Annotated in this window: 11 protein-coding genes and 2 other annotated features (1 of these 13 cut by a window edge); of the genes, 1 reads left to right on the forward strand and 10 read right to left on the reverse strand. The window is 33.1% G+C overall.

The window, feature by feature from the left end:
• Positions 1–49 precede the first annotated feature (49 nt).
• From MN581_RS03615 to MN581_RS03635, 5 genes are all read right to left on the reverse strand, one after another.
• A complete protein-coding gene (locus MN581_RS03615; protein ID WP_241699200.1) occupies positions 50–5,386 on the reverse strand; it encodes a S8 family serine peptidase in 5,337 nt (1,778 codons plus the stop codon).
• A 192-nt stretch (positions 5,387–5,578) separates the two neighbouring features.
• Positions 5,579–6,781, reverse strand: coding sequence for an NADPH-dependent oxidoreductase (locus MN581_RS03620; RefSeq protein ID WP_241699201.1), 1,203 nt, complete (start codon positions 6,779–6,781; stop codon positions 5,579–5,581).
• Between the two features lie 12 nt (positions 6,782–6,793).
• Positions 6,794–7,402 (reverse strand): NADPH-dependent FMN reductase, encoded by a 609-nt coding sequence (locus tag MN581_RS03625; RefSeq protein ID WP_117973161.1) that lies wholly within the window; start codon positions 7,400–7,402, stop codon positions 6,794–6,796.
• Between the two features lie 16 nt (positions 7,403–7,418).
• A complete protein-coding gene (locus MN581_RS03630) occupies positions 7,419–8,348 on the reverse strand; it encodes an FAD:protein FMN transferase (RefSeq protein WP_071456437.1) in 930 nt (309 codons plus the stop codon).
• Positions 8,349–8,351: 3 nt separating this feature from the next.
• Positions 8,352–9,221, reverse strand: coding sequence for a helix-turn-helix transcriptional regulator (locus MN581_RS03635; protein WP_117973162.1), 870 nt, complete (start codon positions 9,219–9,221; stop codon positions 8,352–8,354).
• A gap of 227 nt (positions 9,222–9,448) precedes the next feature.
• Between MN581_RS03635 and MN581_RS03640 the strand changes: the two genes are divergently transcribed.
• Complete coding sequence (locus MN581_RS03640; protein ID WP_117973163.1) at positions 9,449–9,838, forward strand: tautomerase family protein; 390 nt, start codon at positions 9,449–9,451, stop codon at positions 9,836–9,838.
• 62 nt (positions 9,839–9,900) lie between these two features.
• On the opposite strand, the gene iolG is transcribed toward MN581_RS03640, so the two are convergent.
• The 5 genes from iolG to MN581_RS03665 form a co-directional block, all read right to left on the reverse strand.
• Complete coding sequence (gene iolG / locus MN581_RS03645; protein ID WP_241699202.1) at positions 9,901–10,920, reverse strand: inositol 2-dehydrogenase; 1,020 nt, start codon at positions 10,918–10,920, stop codon at positions 9,901–9,903.
• 149 nt (positions 10,921–11,069) lie between these two features.
• Positions 11,070–12,422: an amino acid permease gene (locus tag MN581_RS03650; RefSeq protein WP_241699203.1), complete on the reverse strand. Its 1,353-nt coding sequence runs from the start codon at positions 12,420–12,422 to the stop codon at positions 11,070–11,072.
• 641 nt (positions 12,423–13,063) lie between these two features.
• Positions 13,064–13,906, reverse strand: a complete 843-nt coding sequence (locus tag MN581_RS03655) for an amino acid ABC transporter substrate-binding protein (RefSeq protein ID WP_241699204.1) — start codon at positions 13,904–13,906, stop codon at positions 13,064–13,066.
• A gap of 9 nt (positions 13,907–13,915) precedes the next feature.
• Complete coding sequence (locus tag MN581_RS03660) at positions 13,916–14,551, reverse strand: amino acid ABC transporter ATP-binding protein (RefSeq protein WP_117973167.1); 636 nt, start codon at positions 14,549–14,551, stop codon at positions 13,916–13,918.
• 12 nt (positions 14,552–14,563) lie between these two features.
• On the reverse strand, positions 14,564–15,205 hold the full coding sequence (locus MN581_RS03665; RefSeq protein WP_117973168.1) for an amino acid ABC transporter permease: 642 nt from the start codon (positions 15,203–15,205) through the stop codon (positions 14,564–14,566).
• A 98-nt stretch (positions 15,206–15,303) separates the two neighbouring features.
• Positions 15,304–15,553: a binding site (T-box leader), on the reverse strand.
• 31 nt (positions 15,554–15,584) lie between these two features.
• Positions 15,585–15,694, reverse strand: a binding site (T-box leader) (it continues 120 nt past the right edge of the window).

The following is a 15,694-nucleotide window of genomic DNA, read 5'->3' on the forward strand; positions in this document are numbered from 1 at the left end:
AAGTATTAAAAAAGAAGAAGGGCTTCCCATCCTTCTTCTTTTTCATGTATTAACTATTTTTTTTATTTCTTTTATGTTTACCAAACCAACTAATAGAAAGTAATGACAACATTAACAATCCTAAAATAAATACTTTTTTATTCTCTACTTCTCCAGTTTTAGGTAACGCTTTGGTTATTTTAGAGCCTTGTTGCGTATGTTGTGTTGATGATTGATTTGATGTAGCGCTATATTTATTTATATTTCCATCAATAAATCCAATAGGTGCTTGCGATATCACGCTATTTTCGGATTTTTTATCTTCTTTATCTTTTTCTGAGTTATCTTTGTTTTTTTCAAAAGGTGGATTTCCCTCTTTTGATTTATCATCAGAGTCTGTTCCTTTTTTATCGTTATCCTTCGTTAATTCATCTTCTTTTTTAGTTGGTAAATCTGTTTGTGTACCACTGTCAGTCGTTTCAACAGATGATGGTTTTACCATAATATTTTCAGAAAATACTGGACTTTCATTAGATGCTGTATCAACCGTTTTCACTTGTAGCACACTATTTTTTGTTACAACAAAAGCATCTTTATAATCTTCCCATGTTTTCCCTTCGTCCAAACTATACTTAATACTTGTATGCTCATCCTTTGCCGTCATACCTAAAGTAACTGTTACTTGCTTTTCTTTTCCTCCATATGAGCTTAATGAGACCGTTGGAAGAGCTTTAACTTCAGAACGAATAGTTTGAATTGCTGTATGAGTCACTGGAGATTCATTGCCATATTTGTCACTGTATTTAAAGAAATAATCACCATTTTCACTGACCGTTATCGTATCTGGCACAAGTGTCCAAGTGTTTTGATCAGTTGAATAATATAACTCTGGTGCACTGAATTTCCCTGCGTGTTTAATGACAGACTCTTTATTTTTTGGTGTTAGAACAATTGGTTTATTGGTTAATGAGGTTTCATTGGACGTAATCTCTGGCGCACTAATAGCCTCATCTTTATGATGATGAATATCAAAATCTAACTGTTGTTTATTCCCAACCAAATCTGTTAGCGTTGCTGTCATTTTTGATGTTTCTTCAGGTAATATTTTTACTTTATACGCTACATCAACAGCAGGTCGATTAGCAAAAAATGCTTCATTAAACACATCATAATCTGAATCAGTGTGAACGTGATTATGATTGATACTTAAGTTATACCCGGCTAAGTTATCTGTAATCGTTGCTTTTACTACATATGGATTATGATTAGTAAAGCCTACAAGTTTTCCTGACTCATCTTGTTCTACATTGTCTAACGTTAATGTTGGTAATTTGTCATCTACCCAAATCGTATAGCCATAATTAACAACAGGTCGACCATTATTTAAATCATCATCTTGTGCATAAGCAGTTAATCGATAAGAACCTGTTGAAATATTTTTCATTTGGTAGCTAAACGCTAATGTCGCTGGATCATAATCAACTTTCTCTCCATTTAATGTAAACTGTTTAACTGGATAAGCTAATTTACCTGTTATGGTTAATACTTTATTTTCCTTGTCATAGCCAGGACTCTCTGTATTAATAATAGATAAACTTGATTCGATATTATCAAATTTAATGAAAGTATCATCTAATTTTGTCGTGCCAGATGAGTGAATAACAACTTGTTGAACGGATTCATTACCAGCATCGTCAGCCGCAATAACAAAGTATAAATTATCCCCGTAAACAAGCGATAAATCATATGAAAATGCCCCATTATCTAATGTCAGTGGCGTTGAAACATCTTCTTTTGGATCATATATGACAGCTTCTTTTGCATCTGTTATCTGTCCAGTTACTGTATAATTATTTTTTGTTGTATTAATGACACCATCTGTCAAGTCCTGCACTTGAATAATTGGTGCTTCGATATCTACTTTTACAGATAATGTTCCTAAAGGTTCATTTCCTTCTTTGTCTAAAGTAAAATTAAAATCCGTCTTGTCTTTAGTAATTGGAACCTTCACTTCAAATAATCCTTTATTTGATGTTTTAACCTCTATACCATCCACATAAAGTAACGTATCTTTTGCATAACTTCCTATTAAAGTAAACGTACTGTCCTCTTTGTTATACCCTGCTGTATTTTGGCTAATGGTTTGATTTGGAGACACGTTGTACATTAATAAATTATCTTGGTTCCCTTGTTCTTCGATTGTTGAAGAAAATTCAACGTTACCTGCATGATCACTCAATGCAAGAATGATTTGATTTTTCCCTGGTGAAAAGACACTTGAAATTTTTTGAACCGTTTCATATTTTCCTGCATTTTCCTCACCTTGTGGTATCTGTCTAAGTGCTACTTTGTAATTCTTGCCATTGACGCTTAATGCTACAACGTCTTGCTTAATCCCCGATAACTTATCACTTGCATCTACTAATAGTTTCCCAGACTTTGTTACCTCAACTTTTTCTATCTTAGGTTTTGTATTATCGACTGTGACTGGGATATACGTTACTTGATCGGAATTATCACTTTGTGATGACACCGTAACTTTATATTGGTAACGACCATCTGGAACTAATACTTCTTTTCCTGATTTTTTATCGTATTGAGTTCCTGACCATTTTGCTTGAGATACGACATGAGTTGTCCATTTTCCAGAACTTGTATTGTAAAAATCTTTTCGTCCGTTTTTAGCAATATATAACTCTTTTATCGTCTCCCCTTTATCATCTACAATATCATAAGTCGCTTTAGCAAAATTACGATTGAAAAATAAATAAGGAATACTATAATCTTGAATGTTATCTTTATTTTGAGGAGAGATGGCCATCGCATCAGGAGAAACAACTGATTGACCTTGATCATCTTTAAGCATTCCTAAAATAAAGTTATTATTACTTGCTAAAAAACCTGACGCCGTAGGAGCACTATGTCCATCTTGGTAAATTAATGGATCAATTGTGTTTCCAGTTGAATATTTACCAAAAAATCCCATATAAGGTATCACAAGATTTGGCGTATCCACGCCATCAAAACCAATAAATCCTTCAACAAATTGTTGCTCTTCAAAAGAGTAAGGCAAACTTAACTGGAATACTACTTCTTTACTTTCTCCAGCTGCAAGTTTAATGGTTTGATTCTCTGTTGACAGAGATGCTTTTTCAATCTTCGTATCGTAGATTTCTTTATTAGCGTCTGTTGCTTGAGTGTATACCCCACCAAAATCATTAACAGTAAACTCTTTTTCTTTTTCTCCATGATTGGTTAATGTAACATTGATAGTTGTCGAGCGACCAATTTCTTTTAAGGCAATGGTTGAATCTTTAGTTGGTGTGTAATGAAGACTCACATCATTTTCAATAGCTGAAGCCACGTTTATTTCACCAGCACCTTGACGTCTAGGTGAAATAATTTCCTTCGTATGTGACACATCAAGCAGTGGTACAGAAGTACTGATAGCTGAGTCTTTTGCAAATTTTACTAATTCTTTTCCACTTAAATTTAATTTTTTCTCTTTAATTGCTTGTAAAATCAATGCCTGTGACCCTGCAACAAATGGTGATGCCATACTCGTCCCACTCATTGTTTGATATTTATTACCATTAGCTAATGAGTAGATATTTCCACCAGGTGCTGAAATTTCTGGTTTAAAATTCAATTCAGGTGTTGGTCCCCATGAGCTAAAATCAGACATTTTACCATACATTTTGTTATCAACTTCTGCCTTCCCAAGCGTAAAAGCAACAGGCTTTTTATCTTTAGCGATTTGAAGCAATACTTCTCCATCTACATCAGATAGACCAATCGTTGGATATTCAGTATCTTCTAGAGACATTTGAACGACACCATCTGTATTATTATAGATAAAAGCAGCAACAGCTCCATTTTCTTTAGCTAATCTTGCTTTATTGGTAAAAGAAATTTCCCCACGTTTAATTAAAGCGATATTTCCTTTAAGTGCTTTCTTAATATCGTCTGTGTAGTCTTCTTTTCGTCCAAGACCTACGTCAACTAATTGACGCTCACTATTTAATACATCATAATTTGTTTCTACTTTACTAAAAATAGTGGTAGATCCATCTGTTAGTTCAGGTACTGAATTGAAAACAGCATGTCCTAATTTATCCTGTAGCGTTTCCATTGTCACAATCGAATTTTCAGATGAAGCAACTGTTAAGGCCTCTGTCGTTACACCAGGACTTCCAACAGTACTCATATCTGAAGTATCAAGTAAATTTTTTGGTGTATCATGCATGTCATTTGTTCCACTAACACTGTTATTCCCGGCAGAAATAACTGAAATAACCCCCGCATCACTCGCTCGTTTAATCGCTTGATTTTGTGGATCTTCTGGATCAGTGTTAGCACTAACAGAACCCAAACTCATGTTAATAACGTCTGCTCCTAATTTGACAGAATCCTCAATCGCAGCAATGACATCATCACTATAACACCCACGAATGTTTTTATTATTTGAAAAAACTTTCATTGCAAGTAATTGTGCTTCTGGAGCCACTCCTTTTACATCACCATTTGATGCTGCAATTCCTGCAACGTGTTGTCCATGCATCCCAGCATCACCCACATCGACGATATCATCACTACCATCTGCGTAGTTATAACCAAATGGGACTTTTTCACTAAAATAAGAACCCTTATCCATTTTGTTAATACTATCCTTTGTTAACACGCCACTCTCTGGATTAGATAAAAACAAATCTTTATGACTCGGATCAATTCCACTATCAATGATTGAAATGACCATTCCCTCACCATGAAGTTTTCTTTCTTCCCAAACCTTTTGAACTTCAGCAATAGCATTCGCATGCGTATCTGTTGGATAAAAAACTTGTGCTGGTGTGACTGAAATGACACCTTGTAACGCTTCAATTTTTTCAATATCGCCTACTTTGACATCAATTGAAAAACCATTTAATAAATAACCAAATGATCGTTTAGCTTGTGAGCCGGATATTTTTTCAATTTTAGTTTTTAAAGACGATTGTTTTTTTACTACTTTTTCTGTCGCTTTTTCAATTGATTGAACAGAAGACTTAGAGCCTGTTGGTAAATCAACATGATCAATAGCCACTTCTTTATCAAGTTGAATTAGTACTCTAATACGCTGACTATTATCAACTTTTGTTTCTGATGATTTTTCCTGTATTAACCCATCTTTTTTTAATTGTTCGTTGACTCTAGCGTAAAAGTCTTTAGAATACGCTTTATTTGCAGAAGCATTTTCCTCCAATAAATACTTCTTCAAACTCTCTTCTATCTGCTTTTTCCCTGTTTGCTTGTCGCTAGTTTTCTCATTTTCTTGTGCCAATACAATTGTTGCATCTAAAATTGGCGTGGACAACAATAATAAGCTACTCATAAGTACTGCAGATTTTTTAACAACCGACTTTTTCATTTACCTACCCCTTTGATTATTTAATAACAACAATAAGATTAAAATATTGTTTATTATTTATTAAGTTTTTCTCATTATGATAAACTTTTTTCTCATTTTCAATAGGATAAACTAATTTATACTAGTAACTTTACTATTTGCGAACAAAAAAAAGACCAAGATAGGACATCTTAGTCTTTTGCTGTCTAGTTATTATTCTGTTTTTGACGCACTTGAAACTGCATCCGCATCAGATGAACCAGTATGTTTGGAAGATTCTGAAGCTCCACTGACTGTATCTGTTCCTGGTGTTAAAGTTTGACCTGTTTGTTTTAAATACCAATCAACAATTGGTTTAAAATCTAATATGTATTCGTTTATGCCAGCATAATTTCCTTCATCATCATGAATTGCTTGATAATTATGTACAACAAATTTATCTGGTCCATGTGTTGGAACATGTACTCTTACGCAATCTTGAGCTCCAGATCGTAACTGCTGAACAACCCAATTCACACCGTTTAATGCTTTTTCTGGATGACAATAGGCTAGAGGGTTCCCTACTTGACTTGGATGACGTGAGGCTAACATATCTTTATCTTCTTTTGTATAATTATAATATAAAAATTGATTATTATTATCTGCATAGGTTAATTCCATAGGCATTGAGGCAAAGAAATGATTTAACTGATTAACCGTTAATATACCACGATTTAATTTGACATAAGTATCACCTTCTACTGCGTGAACTTTTTCTGATGCTTGTTCAACCCAGTCATCAGCTCCCTTGTCAACTCCATCAATTGTGGTATCGATTGACCCTTCGCAATATAAATCTTCTTTTTCCAGTTCAGGCTTTTTCGTTCCTTCTAGCTCAGATATTACTTCAATATATCGTAAAAATTTATCTAATACATTACTTAAAAACTCAACAGTTTTAGCGTCTTTTAGGTCATTATTGTCATCAAAAGCTTCGCGTACTTTTCCAAGTAAAAATTCATTTCCTGGCATGACTAAAGCATGAACACCTGGTGCATCAAGTATTTGTCGTAAATGTAATTGAGCTCGTGAAGAACCTTGGTCATAGTATGAAGCACCAATAATCATTACTGGTTTGTTTTCTAGTGGATGTATTTTAAATGATAACCACTCTAATACACTCTTTAAACTGGCTGGTATTGTATGGTTATGTTCAGGTGTTGCAATAATAACCCCATCTGCATTTAAAATCTTACGGTTTATTGACTGAATCACTGGCGTATTTGTTTGATCATTACTTTGATTAAACAATGGAACATCTTTAATTTCGATTAATTCTAAATCAAATTTATCAGAAAAGTGTTTTTTTATGTATTGTAACAACGTACGATTATATGATTTATCAGCATTTGATCCTACAATTCCTACTAGTTTCATTTGACTTCCTCCTTAAATATTTTCCCATGAAAAGTTTTCTGCTTCTTTTTTATTTTGTTTGTGAGCACTCATTAATTGATTGGTCATATAGACAAAATGCTTAAAGTCTAAAAATAGACTATGTAATTTTTGAATTTGATCCTCATCTACTAATTTTCCACTTTCATCGAAAGCTTGAAGTGAGTGACTTAATAGAAATTCCGAACTCGGCATTGTTCTAGCCTTTAACTCAGGTGAATCAAGCATTTGTTTTAAATGACTTTGTGCTCTTGATGAACCTAACGTACCATATGAAGCTCCTGTAATCATAACTGGTTTATCCACAAATGGGTAAATATTGTAAGATAACCAATTCAATGCATTCATTAATGCTGCAGGAACGGCATGATTATATTCCGGTGTACTGATAATGACACCGTCTGCCTCTTCTATTTTTTGCGCTACTTCTTTTACAATACTTGGTAAATTTCCATCGTCAGGTTTATTGAACATAGGGAACTCTTTGATTTCGATTATTTCAATATCTGCCTCGTTTTTAAAGTAATCTCTAATAAAGTACAATAATTTTCGATTTGTTGACTGATCAGAATTTGTCCCTACTATCGCTATATACTTATCCATAAAAATCTTCCTCTCTTTACATTAGTTTTGTTTTAATCATCTCTGAAGTAAATACTTTATTTGTTTTATCTATAACAACACACTCAATAGCATCAAGTTGATTCACAGTACTAATAATATCTTTAGTATTTTTACCAAATAGACGTGTTGTCCATATTTCTCCATCAACTGATCGTTTAGAAATAATCGTCAAACTAGCGACATCTGTTTCGATTGGATATCCTGTCTTTGGATTAATTATGTGATGATAGATTGTTTTTCCAACTGTTAGCGTTCTTTCGTAAATACCAGACGTCACAATCGATTCATTTTTAGCTTGAATAGTTACTAAACAATGAGAGCGTGGTTCTGTTGGATGTTGGATTCCTACTCTAAAATAACCATCTGGATGATGACTTTCTCCATAGACCACCACATTACCACCAAGATTTAAAATAGCCGACGTTATATCTTGTTGTTTATAATACTCAACTACTTTATCAGCAATGAATCCTTTTGCTAATGCACCTAGATCAATCTCCATTTGTTTATCCTCTAAATAAATACTATGTGTATTAGGACTTAAAATAATTTTTTCTGGATTGGTTTTTCTTAATAGACTTTCAATGACTTCTTTTGATGGAACTAACGCTCCTTCAAACCCAATTTTCCACTCTTTTATTAAAGGGCCAATCGCTATATTTAAAAAACTATCATCCTGAATACTATGATACTTGCCTAGGGAAATAAGATTGTATAGCTCAGGAGAAACCATGGTATCTGTTTTTCCAGCATTAAAGTTTATTTTCATTAATTCTGAAGTATCGTCATTAGCACTAAACATTTTTTCATAATACTCTAGCATTCTAACTGTCTTCTCAACTACTTCTTCCGCTTTATTTCCTACTACAGTAATATCTATTACTGTTCCCATCAAATGTAATTGTTTGACCACTTTATTTTGCATGGCCTACAATCCTTTCTTAACAGCAATTTCTAATTGCTTTAACTCTTTTAACTTAATCTCATTACGATTAATTTTGGCATAAGCTCTCGCATCGTAAATTAATTCTAAAATGTCATTTTTATCTTTCTTTTCTTCTATTGCATTTTGCGCAAGCTGTGCCGCAGCACGAGCTAAATAATACGTCACGTGATTATCTGAGCATATTTTTATCGCATAATTTAATAAAACATTACTAGCCTCGAGCTCATGAATGCTAGCATAAAACTCACCACATTGATAGACAATATTTAATACTCGCCAAGTATCTTCTACTTTTTTTATAGGATAACGATAGATTTTTTCCAACACTTTATTAAAATAAAACTCTGCTTTTTCCACATCATTCTCTCTGGCAAATACCATCCCAATTCCAGTGTAAGCCAGTAGATGATAGATATCTTCAGTTTCTCCATTGTCTAATAAAATTTGATCAAAATTAAACAAAATATCGGTAATTTTAGCATGTTGAAAAACCATTAAAAAACCTGTCAAATAATGATACCTCAACAAAATATCATTGTCTTCGATTTTGCAAATATCAATTGTTTCCATTAAATTCTTTGCTTTTTGATATTCGCTGGTTATTAATAAAAATTCTGCTTGATTTAATATTTCAATTACATCAGTGTATCGAATTCCAACTTTAGGAAACAACTCACTCAAAGGTAAATCCAATCTTTCACACAGTTTAATTAGTATCTTTAAATTTGGAACTTGAGAGTTATTTTCAAACCGACTTAACGTTGCTTGCGTGCAAATATTTTCTGCTAAGTCATTTTGCGAAAACCCTTTTTGTCTCCTTGCTTCTATAAAACGTTCAATATTCACTATCATCACTTACTTTCGATCTATTGTTTAACTTTTCACATTCTATGGAAAAATCATACTACTTTTATACATTTATGTCAAATCATAATATATATTTTTTTATATCTAACCATATATTTTTAAGTATAAAAGAAATATTTTTGATTAACTTTTACTAAACTAGTGCATTTAATTTGATTATGTTGGTTAAATTTGAGATACTTTAATCACTAAGTTATGGGAGGAATTTTTTAATGCCATTAATGAAAATTGATATGATAAAAGGACGACAACAAGAAGAAATAGAAGAAATTCTAAAAATTTCCTATAGAGTGATGTTAGAAGCCTTTGATGCACCTGTGGGCGATAGATACCAAATAGTCAACCAACACGAACCATATGAAATGCAAATATTAGATACTGGTTTAGGATTTGAACGAACAAAAGATGTGCTTCTATTTAGTCTTATTACTCGCCCCAGAACAACTGAACAAAAAAAACAATTTTACCACAATTTAGTGGCTGCTTTAAATGATGAATTAGGCATTCGAAAAGAAGACGTTATGATTAACTTAGTTGTTAATGATGATGAAGATTGGAGCTTTGCATTTGGTAAAGCGCAGTTTTTAACAGGAGAATTGTAAATGAGATATCACAAAACAATGCCCTTGAAACACTATGTTTCAAGGGCGTTGTTCTGTTGTATTTATATTGTAACTAGTTGATTTTTTTCGTATGATTCTTTACAAGCAAGTGCTACTTTTGTCGATTCTAATCCGTCAATTGCATTAATACTAGGCTGTCTATCAGTTAGAATACACTCAATAAACTCATTTGCTTCATTAATAAAGGCTTGAGAAAAACGTTCTGGGAAATTTTGTGAGGTTGGCCGAACAACGCCATGTTCATTCATAATAGTGACTAGATTTTTTTCTGGTACTTGTGCTATACGCAGCATGCCTTTTGTTCCAATTAATTCTGTTTCAACATGATACCCATGATGACAATTTCTACCAGCTACTAATATTCCCATAGTATTATCAGCTAACTGGAGCATGGCGGCTCCTGTTTCAAGTTCTCCCACTTCATCAAGTTCTTTATAAGCAGCATTTTTCCCTATTGCCCAAACTTTACTTACTTCTTGACCTGTAAACCAACGAACTAAATCAATATCATGAATTGACATATCAGCAAACAAACCACCACTATTACTTGCTCCAGCAAATTTAACAAAACTTTCTAAACCTTCACTTGGATCAATTCCATAACAACGAATTAATGTTACGTCACCCAGTTCACCATTATCAACAAGTTCTTTCGCATACATATAATCCGTATCAAAGCGTCGCATAAATCCAAGCATAAATTTTTGGTTTGGGTATTGATTAATAACTTGAATCGTTTCATTAATTTCTTCAATATTAAGTCCGATTGGTTTTTCAGAAAAAACATGTTTTCCATGTTTTAATCCAAGTTGTATTTGAGAACAATGTAATCCTGATGGTGACACAATAAAAATCGCATCAAGTTGTTCATCTTTAACCATCTCTTCATAATCAGTATAGGTAACTTGTACACCTAAGTTATTTTTAGCATACTCTAGCTCTTCTGAAACGGGACTACATGCAGCATACAATGTGGCATTAGCTACTTTATCGTTTAAATTGTGAGCGTGAACCTTACCTAATCTCCCTAATCCAACGATACCTACTTTTATTGTTTCCATCTATCAGACCTCCTATTTTTATGAAACCGTTACCTAAAAATAGTTTATCATAAAATAATCAAGTTATCCATAACATATCCAGATAGATATTAAAAAAAATAAATCCCCACTATAAGTTACTCTTATTAATCAAAAAACTAGAAAGCCTCTCACTTTCTAGTTTTTTTTCTATTCGCATATAAATAAAATGGAATACCTAAAGCTGTTAGTCCTAAACCTGTGACGACAAGAGATAATTGATTAATCAACGTCATGGATAGAATAAATACTCCCCCAATGATGGAAATAATGGGGATAAATGGATATAACGGAACTTTATATGGCCTTGGTAAATCAGGTTCTTTCTTACGAAGTTTTATCACAGCACAAAAAACCAATGTGTAAAAAATCCAAATAACAAATACTAACATATCCGTTAAAATATCAAATCCACCTAATAACATCATGACAACTGCTACTGCTAACTCAAAAAGTCCTGCAATAAAAGGCACTTTATTACGATTTAATTTTGCTAATTGATTTGAGTATGGTAATTGTTTATCTAATCCCATAGTATAAGGGATTCTCATACCAGTCATTGTATAGCCATTAATTGCACCGTATACAGAAATTAGAATTCCGATTGTAACAATTTTCCCACCAAAGTCTCCAAATATTTGTTTTGATACATCCATCGCAGCATTTTCATTCCCTGCTAATGATTCGATGGGTAAACTTTTTAAATAAACAAAGTTAACTAATAAATAAATCACCATAACACCAAACAATCCACCGGCTATTGATCTTGGTAAATCTCGCTCAGGATTTTTTAACTCCCCTGATATATTTCCCACATGAATCCAACCATCATATGCAAACATAGTAGCAAGAAGCCCTGCTCCTAACGCTGGGAAAAATCCAGATGTTTGTGCCCCTGCGGTTACTGGAAATAAACTGACGCTTACGTCACCTTGTCTCAGTAATCCAAAAATCACAATTAAGGCAAGTGGTATTAACTTACAAACCAATGTAATCGATTGAAATATTCCACTAGCTCTGGCTCCTAAAAAATTAATCAACATAATGGAACCACCAACTAAAATAGCTATTGGTACAATCACTGAGTGGGATAAACCAAATAAGTTTTTAAACTGGGTACCGAATATAATAGAAAGAGCTGCGACGTTGGCTGGAAAATAAATAATGATTAATGCCCATCCTAATAAAAAGCTCCATAACTTACCATACGCCCGTTCAATATATCTCACCATTCCACCTGTTTCTGGGATAGCAGCCGATAGTTCTGCTGCTGTTAATCCTGCACAGATACTAATCACACCGCCTAAAAACCATGACATTAGCGTTAGACTAGCTGATCCAGTTGATTGCGTCACACTAGCTGCTTTGAAAAACACTCCTCCACCTATAACAGTCCCCATAACGGTAGATAAAGCAGGAAAGAACGTCATCGTTCGATTTAACTGATTGCTATCTTCAACTATAATTTCCTCTTGATTTGACATACTTCTCTCCTTTTAAGTTAATTCATCTATAGTAACTGTTCATTATGAATTAACGAATGATAAATTTAAAACATAGCACATTTTATCATACTTATGGGAAAGCAAACAACTTTACATGTTAATTTACTTACTATTTTCAGAAAAAACCTTATATTATAAAATCCATCATATGGCGTTTGTTGATAAATACCATTGATTCAATTTTGAAAGAACACACTTGCTTCTAAACGCCATATTTGCTTAAATCTTTTATCATAAAAATAAGCATACTTTTCAAGAAACTCAGTGTTTAATCCTTTTTATTTATCACGTAAATATTCGTCACATCATGTATTGACATCATCTTCCAAGTGCCAAAAAATAAAGATATTTCTATTATCTTCTGATACTAATATCAATACTCCTAATTATGATTAGATGAATCATCAGATACAATCATCATTGATGTTAAATTAGACACCGAATTAATCGGAGTTCCTTATTCAAAAAGAAGGGTTTTATAAAGCCTATCACATGAATAAAGAACAATGGATTAGCATTGACTTATCCTCTCTGCATGATACAACGAAACTCTTCTCATTAATCAATACAAGTTATCTGACCATTAAACAAGCAAAAAGAGCCCGATTATAGGCTCTTTTTTATTGAATCGCTTGGTCATTTCCAAACCATTTTTCACTAATTTTCTTCATTTTTCCATCATCTTTTAATTTTTTAAAAGCTTCATCAATTTTTATTTTTAACTCTTTATCACTTTTACGAATACCTACAGCAAAATCTGCACTTTCAAATGGTGTTTCAACAATGGCGTAGTCATTTGGATTTTTTTGTTGCGCTATATAATAATTAGCATACACATTATCTACAATTAATCCATCAATTCGTTTGGCTTTTAAATCAATAAACGCTTCATTAAAAGTATCAAACAAAACTGGCTCATTATCGGCGATCACATCTGTAAATACTTCAGGATTTTTATCAATCATATCTTGTCCTGTTGACGCATTTTGAGCTCCTAAGATTTTGCCTTTCATGTCTTTATATGATGTTATACCATTATCTTTCATCACGACTAATTCTTGACGACTAGTAATATAAGGATCACTAAAGGCGACTTTTTCCTTTCTTTCATCCGTAATATTATACCCATTCCAAATTAAATCAATTGTCCCATTGTTTAATTCATTTTCTTTCATTGACCAATCTATTGATTGAAATTCAGGATCAATTCCATATTCTGCAAATACTGCTTTAGCCAAATCAATATCAAATCCCACAATATTATCTGATTCATCTCGAAATCCCATTGGCACAAACGTATCATCCAACCCTATCACAACTTTTTTGTTTTTTTCTATCTCGCTCCATTTATCTTTATTAGTCCTGCTAGAGTCATTACTGCTTTTTTTACTTCCACAAGCTGATACAGCTAATAACATAATTCCTAACACCACGATTAATATATGTCTTTTTTTCATTGTCATCCCATCCTTTTATTTTATTGGTTCTACTCTAATAGTGTTATCGGCAATACGTTCTGCAAAAGTTGGATCATGTGTGACCACAATTTGTGTCACATCTGGCGATTTTAAATTTAAAATGACTTCTGCTACATCACCACTAAGACCTGGATCTAAAGCACTTGTTGGCTCATCATAACATAATACACGTGGCTTCATAGCTAATGCACGTGCAATTGCCACACGTTGTTTTTGTCCACCAGATAATTCAAAAGGATAAGCTTTTTCTTTATCCTCTAATCCTAAAGTTATTAATAATGTTCTAGCGGTTTTTTCAGCCTCTTCTTTGGATTGTTTTAAGACCATTGTCGGTGCTAATACAATATTTTCTAATACATTTAAATGAGGAAACAACTGAAAATCTTGAAATACCACACCAATTTTTCCATTAATAGCTTGATGAGATTTCTTTGTTAAATCTTCCTCATCAAGTAGTAGTGTGCCACCATCGAATGTTTCTAACCCACTAATACATCTCAATAAAGTGGTTTTTCCTCCACCTGAAGGGCCGAGGATAACAGTAATTTCTCCCATTGGAAACGTGTAAGATACCTCATCTAAAATTTTCTTTTCTCCGAAACTTTTGGATACATTTTTTATCTCAAGCATTCTCATCACTCCTTATTTATAATAGCTAAATCGTTTTTCAAGGTATTTCATTAAACCAGTTAAAACGGCGGTGAAAAAGAGATAAATCACCCCAACCATAACGAGTGGTACAAGTGTTACATCACGATTTGTCGCGATTTTACCTGCTCGTAACAAGTCACCTAATCCCAACACATACATCAGCGAAGTGTCTTTTACTAAGTTAATCACCTCGTTCCCAATGGATGGTAAAATAATTTTTATCACTTGTGGCAAAACGATTTTATATGCTGTTTGAAACGGTGTTAAACCAAGCACTTGTGCACTCTCAATTTGACCTTTTGGTATAGCCTGTAACCCTCCTCTAAATATCTCAGCGAAGTAAGCTCCATAATTTAGAATAAAGGCAATCATCACAGCATCATATCGTTCAAAGACAATACCTATTGCTGGTAAACCAAAAAAGATAAAGATAAGTTGTAATAATAGCGGTGTCCCTCGCATTAACCAAATATAAAGATTTAATATAAAGGTCAATGGTTTAAATGTCACACGTAAACCAAACGCAACGAGTACTCCTAGTGGGATAGATCCTAATAGTGTAAAGAAAAAAACTTTTAACGTCATACCTGCCCCATCAATAAGTGATGGTAAAATTTTCATTATGTATTCCATGGTAAATCCCTCCATTTTCAATTATTAAACAAGATAATTTTTTATTTACCTATCGTTTATTTTTAATTGTTGGTACAAAAAATCCCCTTGGTATAACCCAAGAGGACGATAAACCGTGATTCCACCTCAATTTATTGCTATTTCACAATAACAATCTCATGATGTTTAAACTAATATTTTAAACACTCATCCTTAACGCGGATAAAACGTTATTCCCTACTTTGTTGTTCAGAAATACATCTTTCTAGTTGTGTTCATGTAAAAGCATGTTGATTTTTCTCTCAGCCTATTGAAAAATTCTCTGTCAAAATGGACTTAATACACTACTTGTCTAGTCATTGATTGTTTGGTATAAAAAAAGTCCCTTGGCTTATAAAAGCCAAAGGACGAAAATTCGCGGTTCCACCTTTATTTGTTATTGTTTCACAACAATAACCTCATGAAGTTTATAACTTCGAGCTCATAACGTTTCTCAAACGAACTTTTCTA

Source organism: Vagococcus sp. CY53-2, from assembly GCF_022604695.1.
Classification (GTDB): Bacteria; Bacillota; Bacilli; order Lactobacillales; family Vagococcaceae; genus Vagococcus.